The organism is Sphingomonas glacialis, assembly GCF_006439055.1.
Lineage (GTDB): Bacteria > Pseudomonadota > Alphaproteobacteria > Sphingomonadales > Sphingomonadaceae > Sphingomonas > Sphingomonas glacialis_A.
In genome coordinates this window covers 198,256-221,394 of record NZ_RCZC01000001.1, presented here as the reverse complement: position 1 = coordinate 221,394, position 23,139 = coordinate 198,256, and the positions used below count along the sequence as shown (strand labels likewise).

20 protein-coding genes are annotated in these 23,139 nt (G+C 65.7%); 8 read left to right on the top strand and 12 right to left on the bottom strand.

The window, feature by feature from the left end:
* Positions 1–71: 71 nt before the first annotated feature.
* On the bottom strand, positions 72–4,253 hold the full coding sequence (gene rpoB / locus EAH76_RS01040; RefSeq protein WP_140846858.1) for a DNA-directed RNA polymerase subunit beta: 4,182 nt from the start codon (positions 4,251–4,253) through the stop codon (positions 72–74).
* A 317-nt stretch (positions 4,254–4,570) separates the two neighbouring features.
* On the opposite strand from rpoB, the gene EAH76_RS24375 reads away from it, so the two are divergent.
* From EAH76_RS24375 to EAH76_RS01020, 4 genes are read left to right on the top strand one after another with little or no spacing between them, the layout of a single operon-like run.
* Positions 4,571–5,791: a hypothetical protein gene (locus tag EAH76_RS24375; RefSeq protein WP_241659485.1), complete on the top strand. Its 1,221-nt coding sequence runs from the start codon at positions 4,571–4,573 to the stop codon at positions 5,789–5,791.
* Between the two features lie 56 nt (positions 5,792–5,847).
* The gene (locus EAH76_RS01030) at positions 5,848–6,369 is read left to right on the top strand and encodes a DUF2975 domain-containing protein (RefSeq protein WP_241659484.1); all 522 of its coding nucleotides are present in this window, start codon (positions 5,848–5,850) and stop codon (positions 6,367–6,369) included.
* Positions 6,369–6,581 carry a helix-turn-helix domain-containing protein gene (locus EAH76_RS01025; RefSeq protein WP_140846855.1) on the top strand — a complete coding sequence of 71 codons (213 nt, stop codon included), beginning with the start codon at positions 6,369–6,371 and terminating at the stop codon, positions 6,579–6,581. The genes EAH76_RS01030 and EAH76_RS01025 overlap by 1 nt, the downstream gene beginning before the upstream one ends.
* Positions 6,578–7,390: a hypothetical protein gene (locus EAH76_RS01020; RefSeq protein ID WP_140846853.1), complete on the top strand. Its 813-nt coding sequence runs from the start codon at positions 6,578–6,580 to the stop codon at positions 7,388–7,390. The genes EAH76_RS01025 and EAH76_RS01020 overlap by 4 nt, the downstream gene beginning before the upstream one ends.
* Positions 7,391–7,568: 178 nt before the next feature.
* On the opposite strand, the gene rplL is transcribed toward EAH76_RS01020, so the two are convergent.
* Together rplL and rplJ are read right to left on the bottom strand one after the other, a co-directional pair.
* Positions 7,569–7,946: a 50S ribosomal protein L7/L12 gene (rplL, locus tag EAH76_RS01015; RefSeq protein ID WP_010183774.1), complete on the bottom strand. Its 378-nt coding sequence runs from the start codon at positions 7,944–7,946 to the stop codon at positions 7,569–7,571.
* Positions 7,947–7,998: 52 nt separating this feature from the next.
* Positions 7,999–8,520 carry a 50S ribosomal protein L10 gene (gene rplJ, locus EAH76_RS01010; RefSeq protein WP_140846850.1) on the bottom strand — a complete coding sequence of 174 codons (522 nt, stop codon included), beginning with the start codon at positions 8,518–8,520 and terminating at the stop codon, positions 7,999–8,001.
* Positions 8,521–8,969: 449 nt separating this feature from the next.
* Between rplJ and EAH76_RS01005 the strand changes: the two genes are divergently transcribed.
* Positions 8,970–10,151 carry a pyridoxal phosphate-dependent aminotransferase gene (locus tag EAH76_RS01005; protein ID WP_140846849.1) on the top strand — a complete coding sequence of 394 codons (1,182 nt, stop codon included), beginning with the start codon at positions 8,970–8,972 and terminating at the stop codon, positions 10,149–10,151.
* A gap of 120 nt (positions 10,152–10,271) precedes the next feature.
* Here the strand turns inward: EAH76_RS01005 and EAH76_RS01000 are convergent, their stop codons facing one another.
* A complete protein-coding gene (locus EAH76_RS01000; RefSeq protein ID WP_140846847.1) occupies positions 10,272–10,583 on the bottom strand; it encodes a hypothetical protein in 312 nt (103 codons plus the stop codon).
* 176 nt (positions 10,584–10,759) lie between these two features.
* On the opposite strand from EAH76_RS01000, the gene EAH76_RS00995 reads away from it, so the two are divergent.
* A complete protein-coding gene (locus EAH76_RS00995) occupies positions 10,760–12,703 on the top strand; it encodes an AsmA family protein (RefSeq protein ID WP_140846846.1) in 1,944 nt (647 codons plus the stop codon).
* Positions 12,704–12,759: 56 nt separating this feature from the next.
* On the opposite strand, the gene EAH76_RS00990 is transcribed toward EAH76_RS00995, so the two are convergent.
* The 3 genes from EAH76_RS00990 to rplK all read right to left on the bottom strand — a co-directional run bounded on the left by EAH76_RS00990 (position 12,760) and on the right by rplK (position 14,445).
* Positions 12,760–12,966, bottom strand: coding sequence for a cold-shock protein (locus tag EAH76_RS00990; protein ID WP_133190054.1), 207 nt, complete (start codon positions 12,964–12,966; stop codon positions 12,760–12,762).
* A 350-nt stretch (positions 12,967–13,316) separates the two neighbouring features.
* Positions 13,317–14,009 (bottom strand): 50S ribosomal protein L1, encoded by a 693-nt coding sequence (gene rplA / locus EAH76_RS00985; RefSeq protein WP_140846844.1) that lies wholly within the window; start codon positions 14,007–14,009, stop codon positions 13,317–13,319.
* A gap of 4 nt (positions 14,010–14,013) precedes the next feature.
* Positions 14,014–14,445 carry a 50S ribosomal protein L11 gene (gene rplK, locus EAH76_RS00980; RefSeq protein WP_133190050.1) on the bottom strand — a complete coding sequence of 144 codons (432 nt, stop codon included), beginning with the start codon at positions 14,443–14,445 and terminating at the stop codon, positions 14,014–14,016.
* A 265-nt stretch (positions 14,446–14,710) separates the two neighbouring features.
* Between rplK and EAH76_RS00975 the strand changes: the two genes are divergently transcribed.
* Positions 14,711–15,439 (top strand): Crp/Fnr family transcriptional regulator, encoded by a 729-nt coding sequence (locus tag EAH76_RS00975; protein WP_140846842.1) that lies wholly within the window; start codon positions 14,711–14,713, stop codon positions 15,437–15,439.
* Positions 15,440–15,705: 266 nt separating this feature from the next.
* Here the strand turns inward: EAH76_RS00975 and nusG are convergent, their stop codons facing one another.
* The 5 genes from nusG to EAH76_RS00950 form a co-directional block, all read right to left on the bottom strand.
* Positions 15,706–16,248, bottom strand: a complete 543-nt coding sequence (gene nusG / locus EAH76_RS00970; protein ID WP_140846841.1) for a transcription termination/antitermination protein NusG — start codon at positions 16,246–16,248, stop codon at positions 15,706–15,708.
* A gap of 16 nt (positions 16,249–16,264) precedes the next feature.
* A complete protein-coding gene (gene secE / locus EAH76_RS00965; protein WP_029625164.1) occupies positions 16,265–16,462 on the bottom strand; it encodes a preprotein translocase subunit SecE in 198 nt (65 codons plus the stop codon).
* Between the two features lie 236 nt (positions 16,463–16,698).
* A complete protein-coding gene (locus EAH76_RS00960; RefSeq protein ID WP_140846836.1) occupies positions 16,699–17,961 on the bottom strand; it encodes a DUF2264 domain-containing protein in 1,263 nt (420 codons plus the stop codon).
* Positions 17,958–18,920 (bottom strand): DUF4861 family protein, encoded by a 963-nt coding sequence (locus tag EAH76_RS00955; RefSeq protein WP_140846834.1) that lies wholly within the window; start codon positions 18,918–18,920, stop codon positions 17,958–17,960. The genes EAH76_RS00960 and EAH76_RS00955 overlap by 4 nt, the downstream gene beginning before the upstream one ends.
* Positions 18,917–22,165, bottom strand: coding sequence for a glycoside hydrolase family 2 TIM barrel-domain containing protein (locus EAH76_RS00950; RefSeq protein WP_431357960.1), 3,249 nt, complete (start codon positions 22,163–22,165; stop codon positions 18,917–18,919). Before EAH76_RS00950 ends, EAH76_RS00955 begins: the two co-directional genes overlap by 4 nt.
* Before the next feature lie 128 nt (positions 22,166–22,293).
* On the opposite strand from EAH76_RS00950, the gene EAH76_RS00945 reads away from it, so the two are divergent.
* Positions 22,294–23,040: a FadR/GntR family transcriptional regulator gene (locus EAH76_RS00945; protein WP_347233073.1), complete on the top strand. Its 747-nt coding sequence runs from the start codon at positions 22,294–22,296 to the stop codon at positions 23,038–23,040.
* Positions 23,041–23,139: the final 99 nt, after the last annotated feature.

Below are 23,139 nucleotides of genomic sequence, written 5' to 3'. Positions count from 1 at the left end.
ACACGTCCGAAGAGAAGAAGGCCCTCACCCAACCCTCTCCCGCGAAGGCGGGATAGGGCTAGGCCGGCATGTTACTCCGCCGCGATCGCGACGCCGTCGGTGTCGAACTGCTCGGTGGTGGTGAGCTCGATGTTCAGACCCAGCGAGCGCATTTCCTTGACGAGCACGTTGAAGCTCTCCGGAATGCCGGCCTCGAACGTGTCGTCACCCTTGACGATCGCCTCATAGACCTTGGTGCGCCCGACCACGTCGTCCGACTTCACCGTGAGCATTTCCTGCAAGGTGTACGCCGCGCCGTAGGCCTGGAGTGCCCAGACCTCCATCTCGCCGAAGCGCTGACCACCGAACTGCGCCTTACCACCCAGCGGCTGCTGCGTGACGAGCGAGTACGGCCCGATCGACCGGGCGTGGATCTTGTCGTCGACCAGATGGTGGAGCTTGAGCATGTAGATGATGCCCACCGTCACGCGCCGATCGAACATGTCGCCGGTGCGACCGTCGAACAGCTCCGACTGACCCGACGAGTGCAGACCCGCCAGCTCGAGCATGTCGGACACATCGGCTTCGCGGGCGCCGTCGAACACGGGGGTGCCCATCGGCACGCCGGTCCGCAGGTTCTGCGCGAGTTCGATGATCTGGCCCGCATCGCGTGCCTCGATGTCCGCGGCGTAATGCTCGCCGTACACTTCGAGCAGCCGTGCCTTGACCGCGTCGGGCATGTCGCCCGCTGCGGGTTCGGGGTTGGCCTCGCGCCACTCTTCGAGCTGCGTGTAGATCTGCTGGCCGAGGTTACGGGCAGCCCAGCCGAGATGCGTCTCGAAGATCTGACCGACGTTCATGCGCGACGGCACGCCGAGCGGGTTGAGCACGATGTCGACCGGGGTACCGTCGGCGAGGAACGGCATGTCCTCCGCCGGCAGAATGCGCGAGATCACGCCCTTATTGCCGTGACGGCCGGCCATCTTGTCGCCCGGCTGCAGCTTGCGCTTCACCGCGACGAAGACCTTGACCATTTTCAGCACGCCCGGCGGCAGCTCGTCACCGCGCTCGAGCTTGTCGCGACGATCCTGGAACTTGTCCACGATCACCTTGACGGCGTCGTCATACTGCACCTTGACCGCTTCCAGATCGCTCTGGGTCTTGTCGTCGGCGACAGCGAACTTCCACCACTCGTGACGGTCGACCGAATCGAGCACGTCCTGGTCGATGACCACGCCCTTCTTCGGGCCGTTCTTGGGAACGGCAGTCGCGGTCTGGCCGGTGAGCATTTCCTTCAGGCGCGACCAGGTCGCACGGTTGAGGATGGTGCGCTCGTCGTCCGAGTCCTTCTTCAGGCGCTCGATTTCCTCGCGCTCGATCGCCATCGCGCGCTCGTCCTTGTCGATGCCGTGGCGGTTGAACACCCGGACCTCGACGACGGTACCAGCAACGCCCGGCGGCAGGCGGAGCGACGTATCGCGCACGTCCGACGCCTTTTCACCGAAGATGGCGCGGAGGAGCTTTTCCTCCGGCGTCATCGGGCTTTCGCCCTTCGGCGTGATCTTGCCGGCGAGAATATCGCCCGGCTCGACCTCGGCACCAATGTACACGATGCCCGCTTCGTCGAGGTTGCGAAGCGCTTCCTCGCCGACGTTGGGGATGTCGCGCGTGATGTCTTCCGGCCCGAGCTTGGTGTCGCGCGCCATCACTTCGAACTCTTCGATGTGGATCGACGTGAACACGTCGTCCTTCACGATGCGCTCGGAGATGAGGATCGAATCCTCGTAGTTGTACCCGTTCCACGGCATGAACGCGACGAGCGTGTTACGGCCGAGCGCGAGCTCACCGAACTCGGTCGACGGACCGTCGGCGAGGACGTCGCCGGCGGTGATCACATCGCCCACCTTCACCAGCGGACGCTGGTTGATGCAGGTGTTCTGGTTCGAACGCTGGAACTTCATCAGCGTGTAGATGTCGACGCCCGACTGGCCGGCATCGATCTCGCCGGTTGCGCGGATGACGATACGCGCTGCATCGACCTGGTCGACCACGCCCGCACGCCGTGCGGAGATGGCTGCACCCGAGTCACGTGCGACGGTCTCTTCCATGCCGGTGCCGACGAACGGCGCCTCGGCCTGGACGAGCGGCACGGCCTGACGCTGCATGTTCGAGCCCATCAGCGCGCGGTTGGCGTCATCGTTTTCCAGGAACGGAATGAGCGATGCGGCGACCGAGACGAGCTGCTTGGGGCTGACGTCCATCAACGTGATGTTGTTGGGGATCGCCATCAGGAATTCGCCCGCCTGACGCGACGAGACCAGTTCCTCGACGAAGCCGTTCGACGAATCGAGCTCGGCGTTGGCCTGCGCGATCGTGTGCTTGGCCTCTTCCATCGCCGACAGATAGACGACGTCGTCGGTGACCTTGTGGTCGACGACCTTGCGGTACGGAGTCTCGATGAAGCCGTACTTGTTGACGCGGCTGAACGACGCCAGCGAGTTGATCAGACCGATGTTCGGGCCTTCCGGCGTCTCGATCGGGCAGATGCGGCCATAGTGCGTCGGGTGAACGTCGCGGACTTCGAAACCGGCGCGCTCACGCGTCAGACCACCCGGTCCAAGGGCCGACACGCGACGCTTGTGGGTGACTTCCGACAGCGGGTTGGTCTGATCCATGAACTGCGACAGCTGCGACGAGCCGAAGAATTCGCGAACAGCGGCAACCGCAGGCTTGGCGTTGATCAGGTCGTTCGGCATCACCGTCGACACGTCGACCGACGACATACGCTCCTTCACGGCGCGCTCCATGCGGAGCAAGCCGACGCGATACTGGTTCTCGAGCAGCTCGCCGACCGAACGGACACGACGGTTACCGAGGTTGTCGATATCGTCGATGTCGCCCTTGCCGTCCTTCAGATCGACCAGCGTCTTGATGACCGCGAGGATGTCCTCGGTGCGCAGCGTGGTGACCGTGTCCTCGGCGTCGAGGTCGAGGCGCATGTTGAGCTTGACGCGACCGACGGCCGAAAGGTCGTAGCGGTCGGGATCGAAGAACAGGCCGCTGAACAGCGACTCTGCGGTCTCGAGCGTCGGCGGCTCGCCGGGGCGCATCACGCGGTAGATGTCGGACAATGCCTGCTCGCGCTCTTCGGCCTTGTCGACCTTGAGCGTGTTGCGGATCCAGGCGCCGGTCGCGATGTGATCGATGTCGAGCAGTTCGATCCGGTCGATCCCGGCCTGGTCGAGCAGCTCGAGATTCTCGGCCGAGACTTCGTCGCCGGCTTCGATGTAGATCTGGCCGGTGGTCTCGTTGATGAGATCATAGGCGCTGTAGCGGCCGAAGATTTCCTCGGTCGGGATCAGCAGGTCGGTGAGACCGTCCTTGGCCGACTTGTTGGCAGCGCGCGGGCTGATCTTCTGGCCGTTGGGGAACACCACTTCGCCGGTCTTGGCGTCGATGATGTCGTACATCGGCTTCTGGCCACGCCAGTTCTCGGCCTGAAACGGGATGATCCAGCCACCCTGGCCGCGGACGAAGGTCACGCGGTTGTAGAAGTGGTTGAGGATTTCCTCGCCGGTCATGCCGAGCGCGTAGAGCAGCGCCGTTACGGGCAGCTTGCGCTTGCGATCGATACGGACGTTGACGATGTCCTTGGCGTCGAACTCGAAATCGAGCCACGAACCGCGATACGGGATCACGCGCGCCGCGAAGAGATACTTGCCCGAGGCGTGCGTCTTGCCGCGGTCATGGTCGAACAGCACGCCCGGCGAACGGTGCATCTGCGAGACGATGACACGCTCGGTGCCGTTGATGATGAAGGTGCCGTTGCCCGTCATCAGGGGCATGTCGCCCATGTAGACGTCCTGCTCCTTGATATCGAGGACCGAACGCGAATCGGTGTCGGCATCGACCTCGAACACGATCAGGCGCAGCGTGACGCGCATCGGCGCGGCATAGGTGATGCCGCGCTGACGGCACTCGTCGGTGTCGAACTTGGGGGGCTCGAGCTCGTAATTGACGAAGTCGAGTTCGGCGGTGCCGGCGAAATCGCGGATCGGGAAAACGCTGCGCAGCGTCTTCTCGAGACCCGAGACATAGCCGATCGACGGATCGGAGCGGAGGAACTGTTCGTAGGATTCGCGCTGAACCTCGATCAGGTTCGGCATCTGCACCACTTCGTGGATGTTGCCAAACACCTTGCGGATGCGGCGCTTTGCCGTGCCGCTCTCGGCGCGCCGCGTGGGCGTGCTACCGTCGATTGCCTTGGTTGCCATGGAGTTTTCTGCCCTCAAGCCTGAAATTCGGCCCGGAATCCACCGGGCGGGCGTGCAAATCGGAAACGACAAAAAGCCGCGTGTTGTCCGCGCAAGCGGAAAACAGCAGCTTTCATGCGTCTCGAGAAACCTCAACCATCAATACGATCGATGCACTGCGCGACGGCACATCATTTCCCGAAGGTTGGGGTGGAATGCGCCATATAGGCAGGGGGCGGGGGCGTGTCAACGCGTTGGCGTGGCATCGGTTGCCATGCGGCGAACCGCTCGGCGCAGCAATCCTTGGCAGCCGGGGTTTTATCGCTATGCCCGGCTGGGTGAAACCCTTGACCCGCTTTTCCCTCCTCATCGCCGCGAGCCTGACGGCGTTTGGCAGCCCATCGCTTGCGCAGAACAGCGTACCTGCTCAACCGATTCCGGGGCTCGATTCGTTCAGCCTGCCGTCGAACCGGCCCGCGCCGCGCGTATCGCCGACGCCGGAGCCGACGACCAACCCGCGTCCGGTCGAGACCGAGACCGTCGCGCCGCCGGTTGTCACGCCGACCGTTCGGGCGACCGCGATACCGCGCGCGACCGCGACGCCTGTGCGCAGCACGCCCACGGCGCGGGCGACGCCTGCGCCCGAGCGCACTCCGGTGCCGCGTGCCAGCGCAACGCCCGTGCCGGTTGTTCCGGCGGTTCCAGACGTCGCACTGACTGTAGCACCTTCGCCCGCGGCGTCGCTCACGCCGAGCCCAACGCCGACGCCGCAGGCCAGCGCTGTCGCGGTCGAAGAGATTGCACCAGCGGCGAGCGGAAGCGGGTGGCTATGGCCTGTAGTAGGGGGTGGTCTGGCGCTGATCGTCGCGATCGGTCTGGCTCTGTGGTGGCGCCGACGTGCCGCGCAGGACATCGCAGTGTACGAAGACGAGCAGATGGCTGAGATCGTCGAGCCCGACGCGTTCGAGCCCGCAGCCGTGCTTCCGGCCGCGCCCGCCGCGGCTGCGGTCGCCGCTACCCCAGCACCCGTGCCGGTCGCGCCGGCCGCAGAAGCCAGCAAGCGCGCTTCGATCGCCTTCGAGCTGACCCCGAAACGCGCCGGCACCAATCTGCTGAGCGCCGCGGTCGAATATCAGATCGTGCTGCGCAACACCGGCGACGTTGCGGCGACGGGCGTGCGGCTCGACATTCGCTTGCTGAGCGCGGGCGCGCAGCAGGACGCGGTGATCGAGGCGCTGTTCGCCGCGCCGATCGCGCAGCCGATCACGACTCCGTTCGAGCTGCCGGCCGGCGTAGCGGTCGAGCTCGGCGGCATGGCGATGCATCCCAAGGCGACGCTCGAAGTGATGGAGGTCGGCGGCAAGGCGCTGTTCGTCCCCGTGCTGACGGTCAATGCGCAGTATGACTGGGCGGGCGGCAGCGGCCAGACCGCCTGCTCCTACGTCATCGGCGTCGATCGCGGGGCAGGGGGCAAGCTCGCGCCGTTCCGGATCGATAGCGCCGCGCGGATGTACGATACGGTGAGCGCGATCGAATATGCGGTGCCCGCCGCGCGCTAAGGCTCTTTACGTTTATCGATACATCACATATCGATAAACGATAAGGAGATTCGCTGATGGGAGACGATCGTATCCTGACGTTTGCGCGCACGATCCTGCGCGTGATGCTGATCGTCAATCTGCTGGCGGTCGTCGGGTTCGTGATCGCGACACCGGCCTCGTTCCTGTTCGGCACTGCGCTGTCGACGCACTTGATCGCGAAATACGGGGCGACGCTCGACGTCGCGGGGGCGCTGCTCGCGTTGCGGTTGCTGATGGTGATGGCGGTGCCCTGCGGCATCGCGATCGACGTCGTCTTCCGCAACCTGCTGCGCATCGTCGATACGGTGCGCGAGGGGGATCCCTTCACCGCGGTCAACGCGACGCGGCTGCGCGCGATCGGTTGGGCGCTGCTGGCGATCCAGCTGTGCGACCTGCTGCTGGGCGGCTTCACCGCGTGGTTCGCGGTGCTGCATGTCCAGTTCTCGACCTGGTCGCCCTCGTTCGGCGGGTGGATTTCGGTGCTGATGGCGTTCGTCCTCGCGCATGTCTTCCGGCGCGGCGCGGCGATGCGCGACGATCTGGCGATGACGGTCTGATGCCGGTCGTCGTCACGCTCGATGCGATGCTGCACGAACGCCGAATGACGCTGACCGAGCTCGCCGCGGCGGTCGATATCAGCCTCGCCAATCTGTCGATCCTCAAGACCGGCAAGGCGCGCGCGATCCGCTTCTCGACGCTCGAGGCTTTGTGCACGGCGCTCGACTGCCAGCCGGGGGACATTCTGCATTTCGAGGGGGACGAGGCATGATCCGGACTTTCTTCACATCCTGGGGCGGCGCTTTCGGCGATACCGCGCGCGTCTTCCGCGCGCTGCCGTGGCTGATCGTGCTGATGGCCGGGATCGAATTGACGCAGCACGTCATCGAGGTGTGGATCGGCTTCTTCTCGCCCGATGCCGCCGTGCGCCACGCCGCAGCGCTGCAGCCGATCCGCATGGCGCTCGGCTGGCCCAAGATGCTGATGGTGTGGAGCGTCGCGTTCTTCACGATGCGGTATCTGGTGACGCAGAGCATTGGAACGGCGTTGCGTCCGTCGCGGCTCGCGCTGCGGCGCTATGTTTGGGTGATCCTGTTCCAGTTCGTGCCGACCGCGCTGGTGATCTACGCGGAGCCGATCCTCAAGGTGTTCGGTCTGGGCGGCGCCGCGAACGTAATGACGCTGCGCGCGGTCGGCGGCCTCTCGCAGATCCTACTCGAACCCGCGCTGCTGCTGTGGTTCGTCAACGCCGCGCTCGGGACGACTGGGTATGGACCGGTGCGCTCCGCGCGCGTCACCGGCTGGTGGTATTTCTGGGCGCTCGCGCTGGGGTTGGTGATGCGCGTGCCGTTCAGCCAGGTCCATGCGCGGCTCAACATGTATGCGGCGGGGCAGCCCGATTGGGTGCTCTGGCCGATGCTGGTGCTCGATGCGCTCGTCGTTCCGGTGATGGTGGTGGCGGTCGCGGCGGTCCAGCTTCGCGCTGCGCGGGCGATTGCCGAGCGGCGCGGGCAGGTGTTGCTCGAGGGGGAGTCGTCAGCGGCGCGTGCGGCTGTTGGCGGGGCTGCCGTTCCGGTGTGAAGCGACAGGCGGCTAGGGCGCACGGAAGAAACGAAAAAGGGGCGACACCTCGCGGTGCCGCCCCTTTTCTGTGGCAAGCCGTCATGGGCAAAGCCCATGACGTCGGACGCGGCAAGCCGCGCCGTCCGGCCTTGCGGGGTGCGATTTAGCCGAGGCTAAATCGCACCCCGCTAGCGGCTCACTTGACCTCGACGGTCGCGCCGGCTGCTTCCAGCTGCGCCTTGATCTTGGCGGCTTCGTCCTTCGACACGCCTTCCTTGATCGCCTTCGGAGCCGACTCGACCAGCGTCTTGGCTTCGGTCAGGCCGAGCGCGGTGATCGCACGGACTTCCTTGATGACGTTGATCTTCTTGCCGCCGTCGCCGGTCAGGATGACGTCGAATTCGGTCTGCTCTTCAGCAGCCGGTGCAGCAGCGCCGCCGCCAGCAGCAGGAGCCGCTGCAACAGCAGCAGCGGCCGAGACGCCCCACTTCTCTTCGAGCAGCTTCGACAGGTCGGCTGCTTCGATGACGGTCAGGGCGGAAAGCTGGTCAACCAGCGCGTTCAGGTCTGCCATGTGTATTCTCCAGTAAGTTCAGTTCGGGTTTGAAATCTCGAAGCACCTGAAATCAGGCGTCCGCCGTGTCCTTTTCCGCATAGGCGGCGAGCACGCGGGCGAGCTGTGCTGCTGGCGCCTGGGCGATCGTCGCGAGCTTGGTTGCAGGAGCAACCAGGAGGCCCACGATCTTCGCGCGCAGTTCATCCAGCGACGGCATCGTCGCGAGTGCCTTGACGCCTTCTACGTCGAGGACGGTCGCACCCATCGCACCACCAACGATTTCGAACTTGTCGTTCGTCTTCGCGAAGTCGACGGCCACCTTGGCGGCCGCGACGGGGTCGATGGAGCTGGCCAGACCGACCGGCCCGGTGAGCAGGTCGCTCAACGAAGCATAGTCGGTGTCGGCCAGTGCGATCTTGGCAAGCTTGTTCTTCGAGACCTTGTAGCTCGCCCCTGCGTCCCGCATTGCGTTCCGCAGCTTGGTCGACTGAGCCACCGTCATGCCGAGGTTGCGGGTGACGACCACCACGCCGACTTCGGCAAAATTGTGGTTCAGCTCGGCGACGAGCTCGGTCTTTTGAGCGCGATCCATGCCATTCTCCACGTTTGGCCTTGCCGTTTGCACGACAAGACCGGTTACAAACCGGGCGCTGTTGCACCCGGAATTGTCCAGCGATGGGGAATGGGAGCGTCGCCCCTTTTGAAGGAGGGCGGCAGACCGGTCGCGGCTGGGCCGAGAGCGGTTGTAATCCTGGTCCCCGTCTCGGCAGGAAATTAAGACCGGGCAGATCCCGATCACCTACTGTCTTGGACGGTCCCGCCGCGCCGAGGCGTGACGGGAGAGCGCGGGCTTTAGCCGATGATGGGGGAAAGTCAACGCCCGCCTGATCGTCACACCAGCTTTCGCTTGGATGACGGAAGGGCAGTTTTTCTTCGGTGGCCTATAGCTTTCGTTTCAAAACTGCGGAACACTCGGCCCCAAGGACCGCACGAGTCCATGCAGGACGGAATCGATATCCGCTTAAAGCAGGGGCCGATTCAATGACCGAAGACAGCATCACCACCGCACCGCTCGGCGCCGAGGCGCAGGACGATCTGCTCACCCGTGGCTTTGCGCGGCGCGACCTTGCGCGGATCGCCGCGGTGTTCGGCGTCGGCGCGCTCGCGGCGTCGGTCGGACGTCCGGCCTTCGCCTCGGGCGGCGTTCCCGATCCGGCGCCGACCGCCAAGGTCCGCATCGGCGCGAACGAATGCTGGACCGGCCCGCTCGCGCCGGGACAGAAGGCCGCCGCCGCGATGATCGGAATGGGGAATCGCTATTCCCCGCACGATGACCGCAGCGATTTCATCAAGGCGGTGATGGCGGTCGAGGCCGTGCCCTTCGACCATGTCGCGCCCTGGCCGGGATCGAGCGATCCACTGTGCCGCGCGGTCGTGACCTATTGCTCGCCGACCAAGGGCCTAGTCACCGCCGACCCGACCTTCGAACTTGCCGGGCGCACCGCTGCCTGGCTCGGCGCGTCGGTCAAGGCGGTGCCGCTGACCGCCGAGTATACGCACGACGTCAAGGCGATGCTCGCCGCCAACCCCGATGCCGGGCTCTATTACATCTGCACGCCCAACAACCCGACGGGCACGATCACCCCGCTCGCCGATATCGAATGGCTGATCGCCAACAAGCCGGCCGGATCGATGGTGCTGATCGACGAGGCCTATACGCATTTCGCGGGCGTGCCAGTCGCCTCCTATCTGGCGGTGAAGCATCCCGACGTGATCGTGATGCGGACCTTTTCCAAGCTGTTCGGCATGGCCGGGCTGCGGATGGGCTATGTCATCACCAACCCCGCCAATCTCACCAAGATGATGCGCTATGACGGCGGGATGCAGTCGGGCGCCTTGCCCGTCACCAGCCTGGCGTGCGCGACCGCGAGCCTGACCGCCGCCCCGCTGATCGCCGCACGCCGCGCCGAGATGCAGAGCGCGCGCGGGCTGACGCTCGATCACCTCAAGGCGCGCGGCGTGACGGTGTTTCCGACCAACGCCAACATGTTCATGATCGACTGGAAGACCAAGCAGGCCAAGGACATGCAGGCGGCGTTCCGCAAGCAGAGCGTCGAGATCGGGCGGTCGTGGCCGATCTGGCCGACGGTGAGCCGCGTGACCGTCGGCTCGAGCGCCGAGATGAAGGCGTTCTGCACCGCGTTCGACAAGGTCGTCGCTTAGTCCGCCCGCCTGACCGTCACCCCGGGCTTGTCCCGGGGCCTACTGTGACGCGCGCGCTGGCGTCGTGGTGCGTGCATCCCGGTGGACCCCGGCACAGGGCCGGGGTGACGGAAGGGGGAGTTACGATTCCTCCGGCACGGCCGGCACGATCCGCGTGTACCAGCGCGGATGGCCGGTCGCGTCGAGTTCGATATCGGGTACCCCGAGCGGATCGCTGCCGGTCTCGATCCAGCCCGCGCCCAGGCACCGATTGCAGATCGCGCGCTTGCTGCGGAAGCTGACCAGGTCGATCTCGACGTTCCACTGGCCGTGGCCCTTGCAGACGGGGCACGCCGCATCGAGCGCGCCGTTGCGCGGCTGGAGCGGGATGATGTCGAAGGCGTGGGGGGATTCGGGCCCGGTACATTCGACGATCTGGCTGGCATGCGGCATCGCGGCGGTTTCTCCTTCCAGCGGCCAACGTGTCGCGGCGGCGTCGGCTCCCGGCGCTAGCGTGATTTTGCGTGCGCGGGGAAGGGCGTCGGATACGCGGTTGCGGTTTCCGCAGCCATGGACCGGCAAATCATATCGGCGCTGCAACAATCCGAGCGTGTCTGGGTTTCAGACGCGTGACGACTCCTTCAGACCCCACGCCGCCATCCGCCCACCGTCCGCAGCGCTGGCGCCGTCCAGCGCTCGCGATCGGCGCCGCCTTGCTCGTGGCGATCGGCGTGGTCGTGCTGGCGCTCGGAGCGTTTCCGGTCGGGCTGCTGCGCGGCGTGGTCGAGAATCGCGTATCGGCCGCGCTCCATACCAAGGTCGAAATCGGCTCGGTGACGCGCGACGGCCTGTTCTCCTACACGCCGGTGGTCGCGCTGCGCGATGTCCGGATCGCGCAGCCGGCCTGGGCGGGGCAGGGGGATTTCGTGCGGGTTTCCACCGTACGGGTGCGTGTGCCGATGCTCGCTCTGCTGACCGGGCGCTTTCGCCCAGATCGCGTCGCGATCGATGGCGCGCGCATCGCCTTCGTCCGTGATGCGAGTGGTCGCGCCAACTGGCAGCCCGATGGCGCCAAGTCAAAGCAAGGCGGGACGAGCCGCCCGAGCCTGTCCGATCTTAGCGTCACCAACACGCAGATTGTGCTGCGCGATGCCAAGCGCCAGCTGATCGTCGCCGGGCCGCTGACGGTCGATGCGACGCAGGGGCTGCGGCTGTCGGCTAAGGGTAGCTTCCGCGAGACGCCCGCGACGCTCGCGCTGACCGGCGGCCGGATCGCGGGGATCGACCCGACCGCGCCGTATCCGTTTGCGGTGAAGCTTTCCTCGTCGGCGCTTGATTTCTCGGCGCAAGGCACCGCGCAGGGCGTGCTCGATACGCGCCATTTCACCGCGACGATCCGCGCGCAGGCGCCAACGCTCAAGAACCTCGACTATCTGATCGAGGCGGGGCTGTTCGGCACGCAGCCGATCGACCTCAACGGCACGATCCGCCACGACGTGCGCGACTGGTATGTCGACCGGCTCGCTGGCACGATCGGCCGCTCGCGCTTTGCGGGCCGGGCGACTGTCCACAAATATGGCATCCGCACCGCGATCGATGCGCGGATCCACGCGTCGCAATTCGATTTCGACGATCTCGCCGACAGCCAGGGCCGCGCCGAATCGGCGGCGCGACTCGCGCGGATCGGCCCGCGCGTGATCCCGCCGACGCGGATCGATCTGTCGAAGCTGTGGAAGACCGATGGGACGATCCGCTTCGCCGCCGACCGCCTGCTGTCGAAGGACGGTACAGTATTCCAGAGCCTGTCGGGCACGCTCAACCTCGACAATCGTAGGCTGACCGTCAGCGATGTCGTCGCAACGCTGGCGAACGGGCGGATGACGTGCACGCTCCGCGTCGATCATCGCAGCGGGCTGCCCAAGCTTGCGATCGACATGCGGCTCGCCGGGCTGAGGCTCGAACGGTTGGTCGGTAAGCCCGACATGCTCGGCGGCGAAGTGCGCGGGCATATCGTGCTCAGCGGGCAGGGCGAGACGGTGCGCGACGCGCTCGCGCATGGCAGCGGCAAGGCGGCGATCGTCGCGACGCAGGGGCATGTCCAGCGGATGATCGCCGATGTGCTCGGGCAAAGCCTGAGCGGTGCGATCGCGCATGCGATCGGCGGGCCGAGCGATACCGTCCCGCTGCAATGCCTCGTCGCCGATTTTCGCGGGACGAACGGCGTGCTGGTGCCGCGTCCGCTCGAGATCGATACGGGCAGCTCGGTCGGGCGCGGGGCGGGGCGGATCGTGCTCGATGGCGAGCGGATCGATCTGACGCTGGCGGGGACGACCAAGAGCCGCGCGCTGCTGCGCATCACCGACCCGATCCGCATCGGCGGGACGCTGAGCGAGCCGAGCATCGCGGTGGCGGGGATCGGCGCGAAGGACAAACCGAGCGCGGGCGGCGTGCTGAAGGTGCTCGGGCGCTCGATCGGCCAGGCGCTCGGGCTGACCAAGACCGATCCTTCGGCGGGCGGCGCGGCACCGCAGAGCTTCGCCTGCGCGCCCGCGGTTGCAGCCGCCTTGCGCTAGGCACAAAAAAAGGGCGGTCCGGAGAACCGGACCGCCCTTTCTTGTAGCAGACGCGATTAGGCGTGCTGCAGGTTCACAGCCGACATCTTGCCGCGCTTGTCCTGCTCGAGCTCGTACTGGACGCGCTGGTCCTTATCGAGCGTCGCCATGCCGGCGCGCTCGACGGCCGTGATGTGCACGAACGCGTCTTCGCCGCCGCCTTCAGGCGCGATGAAGCCATAGCCCTTGTCTGCGTTGAAAAACTTTACGGTTCCGATGGTCATAACATGATCCTTCTTGATGGGCCGACGCGAAGAGCCGCGTCGGCGGTTGCCGAAATCAGCAGAGAAAGAAGGAAGATGGTGCCGCAAAGCGCCCTAGACCGTCGATTTGCGAAAGTAGCAATGCCTATGTAGCGCAGGTCCCGGGGAATTGCAAATCACGGTCGCAATCCCGTCCGCCCCTCCCCTTCAGGGGAGGGGATGGGGGTGGGGGAGGTCTCACCGAGAGGGGCGGTGCCTGACTCGCGGCACGGCCCCACCCCAACCCCTCCCCTGAAGGGGAGGGGCTTAGGCACAGAAAAGGGCCGGGGTTTCCCCCGGCCCTCGATCTTGTCGCAAAAATCTCGAAAGATTTAAGCGGCCGAAACCTCGGCGACGTCGACCTTGATGCCGGCGCCCATCGTCGAGCTGACGGCGACCTTCTTGACATACTTGCCCTTGGCGCCGGTCGGCTTGGCCTTCACGATCGCGTCGACGAGTGCGTCGAAGTTAGCGCGCAGGTCTTCCGCCGGGAACGACGCCTTGCCGATGCCCGAGTGGATGATGCCGGCCTTCTCGACGCGATATTCGATCTGGCCGCCCTTGGCAGCTTCGACCGCCGCAGCGACGTTCATCGTCACGGTGCCGAGCTTCGGGTTCGGCATCAGGCCCTTCGGACCCAGGATCTTGCCGAGACGACCGACGATGCCCATCATGTCCGGGGTCGCGATGCAGCGATCGAAATCGATCGTGCCGCCCTGGACGAGCTCCATCAGGTCTTCTGCACCGACGACGTCGGCGCCAGCCGCACGGGCTTCGTCAGCCTTTGCGCCCTTGGCGAACACGCCGACGCGAACGGTCTTGCCGGTGCCCTTGGGCAGCGTGACGACGCCGCGGACCATCTGGTCGGCGTGACGCGGATCGACGCCGAGGTTCAGCGCGACTTCGATCGTCTCGTCGAACTTCGAGGTCGCGCCCGACTTGGCGAGGGCGATCGCTTCGTCGACGCCGTGGAGCTTCTCACGATCGATCGTGATGGCCTTCTGCTTCTTGCTTACGAATGCCATGAGCTCAGCCCTCCACCACTTCGAGGCCCATTGCGCGGGCGCTGCCTTCGATGATCCGCGTTGCGGCTTCGAGATCGTTGGCGTTGAGGTCCTTCATCTTCGCGGTCGCGATATCGGCGAGCTGGGCGCGCGAGATCTTGCCACCCGAAACCTTGCCCGGCTCCTTCGAGCCCGACTTGATGTTGGCGGCCTTCTTGATGAGGTACGATGCCGGCGGCGTCTTGGTCTCGAACGAGAACGAACGGTCGGCATAGACGGTGATCACGGTCGGCAGCGGCGTGCCGACTTCCTGGTCGCCGGTCGATGCGTTGAACGCCTTGCAGAATTCCATGATGTTGACGCCGCGCTGACCCAGCGCAGGGCCGATCGGCGGGGAGGGGTTGGCCTTGCCTGCAGGAACCTGCAGCTTGATATAGCCGGTAATCTTTTTTGCCATGTGGCGGTCTCACTCTCTTTCAAGTTTAGCGGTTCGAACGGCAGGGCGATAGCTCCGCCTCCCGCGATTCCCCGGGCGGAGTGCCGGGGAAGGCGGGGCGCATAGCCGAAAGCGCGGCGACAGGCAAATCCGCATGTGCCGAAATCCCGCGTGCAACGTTTGTGCACCGCATCATACACAATCTGTGTTATGGTGTGCCATCATCGAGCTTCTTGGCGTCCGATGACTGAGAGTTTTGCGCTCCCGCCGTTACCGGGAACGATCCATGACAGACACACTCCAGCGTTTGCTGGTCAAGCTGAAACGACGCAGTCGGTTCGATTCGGCGGACGAGGCCGCGTTGCTGGGGCTGCCCTTTACCGTAAAGATGCTTGAGCCCGGCCATTATCTGGTTCGCCAGGGCGAGCGGGCGGACTTTACCTGCGTGCTGCTCGAGGGCTTCGCCTATCGGCAGAAGATCGTGGGCGACGGCGGGCGGCAAATCATCGCGCTGCAAGTGCCCGGGGACGCGGTCGATCTGCAGAACTCGCTGCTCAAGATTGCCGATCACAGCGTCCAGGCGTTGACGGCGATCACGATGGCCCGGATTCCGCGCGTCGACTTGCTGGATATCGCCGCAAGATATCCCGCGATCGCGCATGCCTTCTGGCTCGACACGCTGGTCGACGGCTCGATCGCGTGGGAGTGGATCGCCAATATCGGGCGACGCGACGCGCTGATGCGGCTGGCGCATCTGTTGTGCGAATGTGCGGTGCGGCTCGAAGTCGTCAATGACGAGAGCGGCGATTGCGACACGCTGCCGATGACGCAGGAGCAGATCGGCGATGCGCTCGGGCTGACCCCGGTCCATGTCAACCGCATGCTCAAGCTGCTTGAGCGCGACGAGCTCATCGCGCGGCGCGCGCGCACGATCGTGATTCTTGATGCGGCGCAGCTACGGTCGGTGGCCGATTTTCAGTCGGCCTATCTGCATTTGAACTTGCTGAACGATTGAAGCGAGTCGGGCGTCTCGGCCCGTTATTAACCTCCACCGTCACCCCGGCCTTGTGCCGGGGGCCACTGTGCCGCACGTGCTGCGGTCGTAGGGCGCGTATCCCGGTGGACCCCGGGACGAGCCCGGGGTGACGGTTGGGCGCGCTTGCGGGAAGGGACGCGGGAGTAAATCCCGCGTCTGGCGTCGGACGGGCTCGCGTGCCGCGACCCGCCGGCCGGTCTTGGCCGTCTCGCGGATAGCTTCGCTATCCGCGTGCGGCCTGCGCCTTACGACTTGCTGCGTTCGACTTGCTCGAACTCGAGCTCGACCGGGGTCGCACGACCGAAGATCGAAACCGACACCTTGACGCGGCTGCGATCGAAATCGAGCTCTTCGACGATGCCGTTGAAGCTCGCGAACGGGCCGTCGAGCACCTTGACCGAATCGCCGATCTCGAAGTCGACCTTGACCTTCGCCTTGGGGGCGGCGGCAGCGGCCTCGTCCTTGGTGCTGAGCATCCGCGCGGCTTCCGATTCCGGAATCGCCTGCGGCTTGCCGTTCGGCCCGAGGAAGCCGGTCACCTTCGGGGTGTTCTTGACGAGGTGATAGACGTCGTCGTTCATGTTGAGCTTGGCGAGCACGTAGCCCGGCATGAACTTGCGCTCGACGAGGATCTTCTTGCCGCGGCGCGCCTCGGTGATCGTCTCGGTCGGGACTTCGATCTGCTCGACGAGCTGCTCGAGGCCCATGCGGGTCGCCTCGGCCATGATCGAATCGCGGACCTTGCCCTCGAAACCCGAATAGGCGTGAATGATGTACCAGCGTGCCATGTGTCTTTTACCTAGATTATTTGGCGAGGCTGAGCAGCAGGTGGACGATCGCTTCGAACCCCGTGTCGACGATGAAGAAGAACAGGCCGAGCAGCGTCGTCATGATGACGACCATCACGCCGGTCATGATCGTCTCGCGCCGGGTCGGCCAGACGACCTTCTTGGTCTCGGCCTGGACCTGTCGGATGAATTCGAGGGGAGTCGTCTTCGCCACGGTCTTTGCACTCATGTTCTTTTAGCCGAAGTTTGGACATGGGCCCGCCGCCCGGACCTGCCAAGGCCCGATGACGAGAATTCCCAATTTCGGAATGGATGCGGCGTAGCGCGTGTGGCGGGGTAAATCAAGCGGGGGGCTGGCGGGCGTCGCGGGCGGACGTCCCATCCTGTCAGTCGGGTTCGTCGCGCAACGACGCCGCCCGGCCCCGCGCGTCTCGCGATATTCGCGCGACGTTAAGCGTCCGAATAATAATCCTTCGCGAATGCTTCCCCGGCAAAGGCGCGTTTCGCGGTCCACGGCTGGAGCGGGTCGGTCCAATAGGGCGCGTCGGCGGGGAGCCCGAGCGCGACCAGGCTTTCCGCCACGAGATACATGCTGCCGGCATTCGAATACCAATCGCCCAGCGCAGGCTGGTGGCCGGTGAAGCCGATTGTCAGATAGCCGTTCGCGTCGAAATTGCCGGGGAAGCGGAAGACCGCACGTTGCGCGGCCAATGTCGCGCCGCGCACCTGGCCGGCGGGGAGCGATTTGGGCAGGCGGCCCCGCCAGGCGAGCAGGCCGAGCGGCTGGAACACCGAGGTGCGATAGGTCAGCGACCGGCCGATCGGCGGATAGCTGCCGTCGGGGCCGATCATCCGTTCGAGACACTCGCCGAACCGCTGCATCCGGCGATAGGCTTGATCGAGCAGATCCTTGGTCGCCAGGCTATTGAACTTCGCGCCCGTGGCGACGAGCACTTCGAGGATCTCGACGAGCATCGGATGGATCACGTACGCGCCGTAGAAGTCGAAATGGAAGTGCGGGCCATCGCCGTACCAGCCATCGCCGACATACCATTCGTTGACCTTGCGGATCGCGAGGTCGATCCGCACCGGATCCCATTGCTCGCCGATCGACAGCAGGAACGCCTCGTTCATCGCCGCGAACAGCAGCCAATTGGTATAGGGCGGCGAGACGTCGCGCAGGCCCTTGATGACCGCGACGATGCGTTGCTTCGTCGTCGTGTCGAGCGGCTCCCACAATTGCTTGGGCGCGCGCATCAGCGCGTTGGTGAAATAGGCCGAGTCGACGAGCGCCTGCGCCTGGCCGTGCCACAACAGGCAGTCGGGGCTGCGCGGATCGACCGAATGCGCATAGCTCGCCACCGCCTGCTGCTGGAGCGTCTCGCGCAGTCGGCCCTCGGGGGTGGTGTCGGCGGGGAGCGACAGCCAAGGCGCGATGCCTGCCATCAGGCGGCCGAAGCATTCGAGATAGGCGACGCCGGGATCGCGCCCGTCCCAGGTCGGGCTGAGCTCGGGCTTGAAGCGCGCGTGGAGCTGGCCGGTCGCCATCGGACCGAGCACGGGCTTCGCCATCCGCGCGAGCAGATCGACCATATAGGCGCGGTCCGATGATCCGGTGGGCGCGCGGGGCGCGGCCTCGGCGCTGGTGCCGAGTGCAGTGTCGGCGATGAACCCGGTCGCGAGCGCGGCGGCCATGAAGTCGCGGCGCTTCATCGTGTCTTCCCCTGGCGGCGGTCGGTCGGCACGCGGAAATCGGCGGGGGCGGAAAGGACGTAGCGGTCCCACTCGGCGCGTGTGCGGAAGCCGCCGACGCCCTTGTCCCACGCCGAGCCCGAATAATAGACGAACGGCTTGCCCGGCTCGACCTTGAGCAGGACGAGGTAATTGTCGAAGTCGTTCTTCACATCGACTATCATCGCCGGATCGACCTTCAGCGCGATCGCCATCCGGCCGTGGACGCCATCCTCGGCGCTCCAGAAGGAGAGGATGCCGTGCGCGCGGTCGACCGTCAGCGCGCCTTCGCTCGATCCGATCGCGTGGCGGCCGATGCCGATGCCGACGGTCAGCGGACCCGGCTTGTCGGAAGACAGCGTCGAGACCATCCGCGTGAACTGCGTGCCGACGGGGAGCGTGAAGCGGCGCGTCTCCCACACGCGGCGATCGACCTCGACCGGCCACGGCGCATAATCGACCTCGAAATCCGCGGCGTCGGGGCCGTTCTTGAGGATCCGGTAGCGGGTGTAGTTGCGCGAGGTCCACAGCTTGTTGTCGTGCCAGATGCCGAGCCCGCCGGCGCCGCGCCCGGTGCCGACATTGTAGAAATCGAGCCCCTCGCCATGATAGCTGTGCTGGTCGCCGCTGCGCAGCTGGCGATCAGCGAACGGCCAGATGACATTCTTGCCCCACGAATCGATCCCCGAGCCCGACGGTGGTTCGGCCGCCTCGAGCGCATGGCCGTAGATGCGGTGCGCAGTGCGATCGTTCTCCCACAGCAGATCGTCATAGCGATAGTCGGCGAGCTTGACCGCGGCGTGCGGCTGGCGGTCGGGCGCGGGCGGCAGCGGGGTGCTGATCGGGGGCATCGTCGGAGTGGTGGCCTCCTGCGCGACGGCGGCGCCCGCGAGGAGCAGCATCGTGCCGGCGAGCAGGCGGGAGTGAACGCGCGCGCTCACTGGATCACCTCCGCGACGCCGGTCGCCGAGGCGGGGCGGGCGAGCGTCGGGGTGGTGCCCGCGCCGCTGAACGGGCTCAGCCGAAAGCCGAAGCTGCGCGGCGCGAGCGCGATCCGATAGCGGGGGAGCGGGCGCCCGGTCTGGTCCCATTGCGTGTCGCCGCCGATCCCGGACTGGACTGCATCGATCATCAACGAAACCTCATCATGGGGAACGATATCCGAGCTGCGGCGCGTGCCCGGCGCGCGGTGCGAGAGATCGTCGTAAGGGAAGGCGAGCGCGTTCATCGACAGCGGTACGTCGCCCTGGACGCGCAGACCGCCGGTGGCGTGATCCGACAGCTCCATCCAGCGCACATCGACCTTGTTGCCGGTTTCCTGCGGCCGCATGTAATCGTGGTTCTGCTCGGCGATCGCCCCGCGCCACAAGCCGATCGGCGCGCTGGTCTTGCGATCCGAATAGCTTTCGTGCGGGCCGCGGCCGTACCATTCGAGCGTGTCGAAGCTGCCGGGCATGGCATAGGACAGGCCTATCCGCAGCGGATCGGGCAGATCGGTGCGCAGCGGGGTGAAGCTGCCCTCGACCGCCACCGTGCCGTCGCCCGCCATCGCGTAGCGCGTGACGAAGCGCGCGACGTCCTTGCCGATGCGGTAGCGGATCGTGACGTCGGCGCCGCCGGGGGTTGTGTGCTGCTCGACCGCCTCGACGGTGCGCTCGCTCGACGCTGTTTTCCACACGGTATGGGTGCGCTCGACGCCGACGCCGACGTCATTGTCGGTCAAGGCGCGGTAGAAATCGGGCGTGCCGCCGCGCAGCAGCGTGCGGCCGTTCGCGGCGTAGCGGACGAGCAACCCGGTCTTGCGATCGAGTACGAGTTCGGCGCCCGCGGCACGCAGCTTGACCATGCCGCCTGCCTGCGAGACGTCGACCTTGCCCGAGGAGGCAGGTTTCGCGACCGCCACAGCGGCGCCGAGTGGGAACTGCTCCCAGCCGATCACCTGGCCCGCGGCGATTGCGGGGGTGCTGGCGTCCTTGGCGCGGGCGACGACGTTGAGCAGATATTCGGCGCCCGGCTTGCGCGCGATCGCGGGCAAAGCGAGCGTCGTCGTCTCGTGCCCGCGCGCCGCGGTGGCGAGCGCGGGCATCGTCCCGCGCGCGACGACGACGCCGTCCTCGAGCATCTGCCAGCCGAGATCGAGTCCGGCGAGGCTGGCGAAATCATAATGGTTGGTGACCCGCAGCGCACCGCTGGCGGGGTCGAAGCCCTCGAACTGGATCGGCGCATAGACCTTGGTCAGCTCGAACAGTTGCGGGTTCGGCGTGCGGTCGGACTGGATCAGGCCGTCACCGAATTCCAATTCGCCGCCGGGGTTGGGGCCATATTCACCGCCCATGCCCCAATAGCGTCGACCGTCCTTAGTCTTGCGGTACATCGACTGGTCGACCCAGTCCCAGATGAAGCCGCCCTGCAACTTGTCGGGATGCGCATAGATCGCGTCCCAATATTCCTTCAGGTCGCCGCCCGAATTGCCCATCATATGCGCATATTCGCACATGATTAAAGGCTGCCGGAACGACCAGTTGGTCGCGTAATCGACCAGCTTGGCGGCGGTGTCGTACATCGGCGCATAGATGTCGGCGAAATCGTTGGGGTGATGTTCGAACCGCCCGTCCCACGTGCCCCAGCCTAGATAGCTGATCAGCCGCGAGGGATCGCGCTGCTTGGCGGCGGCAGCGGCGGCGGCGAAGTTCGGGCCGATCCCGGCCTCGTTGCCGAGCGACCAGAAGAGGATCGAGGGGTGGTTCTTGTCGCGCTCGACCATGTTGGTGACGCGCGCGACGTGCGCGGCCTTCCAGGCGGGATCGAAGCCGAGCTGATATTGCCCGCGCTGCGTGGGATGGTTGTTCGACCAGTCCATATAGGCGTGGCTCTCGATATCGGCCTCGTCCATGACATAGAGGCCATAGCGGTCGGCGAGCTCGTAGAGCCGCGGGTCATTGGGGTAATGCGAGGTGCGGATCGCGTTGATGTTGGCGCGTTTCATCAGCTGGATGTCGCGCTCCATCGATTCGAGCGAGATGACGTGGAAGGTCTCGGGATCATGCTCGTGGCGGTTGACGCCGCGGATCGTGATCGGCCGACCGTTGACGGTGACGAGGCCGTTCTGGATCGCGACGGTGCGGAAGCCGATACGGCTATAGGTCGACTGCACGATCGCGCCCTTCGCGTCGTAGAGCTCGACCAGCAGCATATAGAGATTGGGCGTCTCGGCGGTCCAGGGTCTGACGTCTGGGATCGTCGTCGCGATCGAGACAGAGCGTTCGGCGGAGCTCGCGGCGATTGATGCCGACTTCTCGGTGACGACGCGGTCGCCATCGAGCAGCACGATCCGCGCGCTGGTCGCACCCTTGGCCGGCGTAACCGCGAGATCGACCGCGAGCTTGCCGTCGCGATAGCGCTCGTCGAGCCCGGCATGGACGAAGAAATCGCGGATCCGCGTCTTCGGCGCCGCCATCAGGAACACTTCGCGCTCGATCCCCGAGACGCGCCAGAAATCCTGATCCTCGAGATAGCTGCCGTCGGACCAGCGATAGACCTGGATCGCGATCGTATTGTGGCCGGGTTTCAGATAGCGGCTCACGTCGAATTCCGACGGCAGCTTGCTGTCCTCGGAATAGCCGACCTTGGCGCCGTTGACCCAGACGTAATAGGCCGATCCCGCCGCGCCGATGTGCAGGATCACGTCGCTGCCCGACCAGCCCGCCGGCACCTCGACATCGCGGCGGTACGATCCGACCGGGTTGGTCGCGTGCGGGATCAGCGGGCGGTTGGCGGGGAAGGGGTAGGTGATGTTGTTGTAGCGCGCCTGGTCGTAGCCTTCGGCCTGCCAGTCGGCGGGGACCTTGATCGTCTTCCACTGCGAGACGTCGTAATTGGGCTTCTCGAAGCCGGCCGGCAGCTGATCGGCGTTGGGCGAGAAAGCGAACGACCATTGTCCGCTCAGCAGCAGGAAGCGATCGGACTTGGTGCGGTGCCCGGCGATCGCCTTGGCGCGGCTCTCGAATGGGAAGCCCGTCGCACGCGGCGGCTCCTTACCGATTGCGAAGACGGCAGGATTTTCCCAATCGGGCCGATCTGACGAGATTTGTGGCTGGATCGGTGGGACGGGCGCGCTCTGCGCCGCCGCGGTGATCGGCGCGAGACACGCTGCGCCCGCGAGCAATAAGGGGAATGCCGAACGCACGATGACGCCTCTCCGTTGACCGTAGCGCTCAGCGCTCTTCGATGTTAGCAGTTATGCTACAACTGCAAAATTCGTATGACAAGCAGCGAGCGCCGCGCTTTCTCGGCGCCGTTGCGAAGGAGACGCCGGTGGCACGAAATTCAGCCTCGCTGACCGATGGGCTGTTCGCCAAGCTCGAGGAGCGGATCCGCAGCGGCGCGATGCCGCCGGGGTCGCGCTTCCCGACGCAGCTCGAGATCTCGGCGGCGGAGAATGTCAGCCGCACCGTGGTGCGCGAGGCGGTCGCGCGGCTGTCGGCGCAGGGGCTGACGACGTCGCGCCAGGGGTCGGGCGTGTTCGTCGCCGCAACCGCGCAATACCGCGCCTTCCAGGTGACGCGCGACGAGATGAGCGAACTCACCGACGTTATCAAATTGCTCGAGATGCGGCTCGCGCTCGAAACCGAGATGGCGGCGCTGGCGGCGGCGCGGCGCACTACCGCCGACATCGGCGCGATCCGCGACGCGCTCGCGCAGATGGAGGCGGTGATCGACGATCCCGAAGCTGCCGCGCGCGCCGACAGCGGCTTCCACCTCGCGATCGCGCGCGCGACGCAGAACCATTATTACGAGCGGCTGATCGAATTTCTGGGCCTGCGCCTCGTCCCGCCGCGCAACCTCTATCTGCGCGATCAGTCGGAGGAAGCCCACCGCGCCTATGCCGCCAAGGTGCAGGGCGAGCATGAGGCGATCCTAGACGCGATCGTGCGGATGGATTCGACACGCGCGCGCGAAGCGGCGCGGCATCACATGCAGGAAAGCCTCAGCCGCCACTCGCAATTGAGCGAGACGACCAGCCTGCGCCCGAAGGTGGAGGATAGCGGCACGAGCGATTGACGACCGCTTTTCAGTTGTACTACAAGTAGGCGGATCCCGGCGTCAGATTTCGGGGCAGCCGGGAAGGTGAGTGGCCTGAATGCGTAGACTATGCCGATC

Bases quoted from the DNA above. Each gene is read 5' to 3' on its own strand.
- rpoB (WP_140846858.1), bottom strand. From the start codon at position 4,253: ATGGCAACCAAGGCAATCGACGGTAGCACGCCCACGCGGCGCGCCGAG.
- EAH76_RS01030 (WP_241659484.1), top strand. From the start codon at position 5,848: ATGGGAGACGATCGTATCCTGACGTTTGCGCGCACGATCCTGCGCGTG.
- EAH76_RS01025 (WP_140846855.1), top strand. From the start codon at position 6,369: ATGCCGGTCGTCGTCACGCTCGATGCGATGCTGCACGAACGCCGAATG.
- nusG (WP_140846841.1), bottom strand. From the start codon at position 16,248: ATGGCACGCTGGTACATCATTCACGCCTATTCGGGTTTCGAGGGCAAG.
- EAH76_RS00960 (WP_140846836.1), bottom strand. From the start codon at position 17,961: ATGAAGCGCCGCGACTTCATGGCCGCCGCGCTCGCGACCGGGTTCATC.
- EAH76_RS00975 (WP_140846842.1), top strand. From the start codon at position 14,711: ATGACAGACACACTCCAGCGTTTGCTGGTCAAGCTGAAACGACGCAGT.
- EAH76_RS00990 (WP_133190054.1), bottom strand. From the start codon at position 12,966: ATGACCATCGGAACCGTAAAGTTTTTCAACGCAGACAAGGGCTATGGC.
- EAH76_RS01005 (WP_140846849.1), top strand. From the start codon at position 8,970: ATGACCGAAGACAGCATCACCACCGCACCGCTCGGCGCCGAGGCGCAG.
- rplA (WP_140846844.1), bottom strand. From the start codon at position 14,009: ATGGCATTCGTAAGCAAGAAGCAGAAGGCCATCACGATCGATCGTGAG.
- rplK (WP_133190050.1), bottom strand. From the start codon at position 14,445: ATGGCAAAAAAGATTACCGGCTATATCAAGCTGCAGGTTCCTGCAGGC.
- rplJ (WP_140846850.1), bottom strand. From the start codon at position 8,520: ATGGATCGCGCTCAAAAGACCGAGCTCGTCGCCGAGCTGAACCACAAT.
- EAH76_RS01000 (WP_140846847.1), bottom strand. From the start codon at position 10,583: ATGCCGCATGCCAGCCAGATCGTCGAATGTACCGGGCCCGAATCCCCC.
- rplL (WP_010183774.1), bottom strand. From the start codon at position 7,946: ATGGCAGACCTGAACGCGCTGGTTGACCAGCTTTCCGCCCTGACCGTC.
- EAH76_RS01020 (WP_140846853.1), top strand. From the start codon at position 6,578: ATGATCCGGACTTTCTTCACATCCTGGGGCGGCGCTTTCGGCGATACC.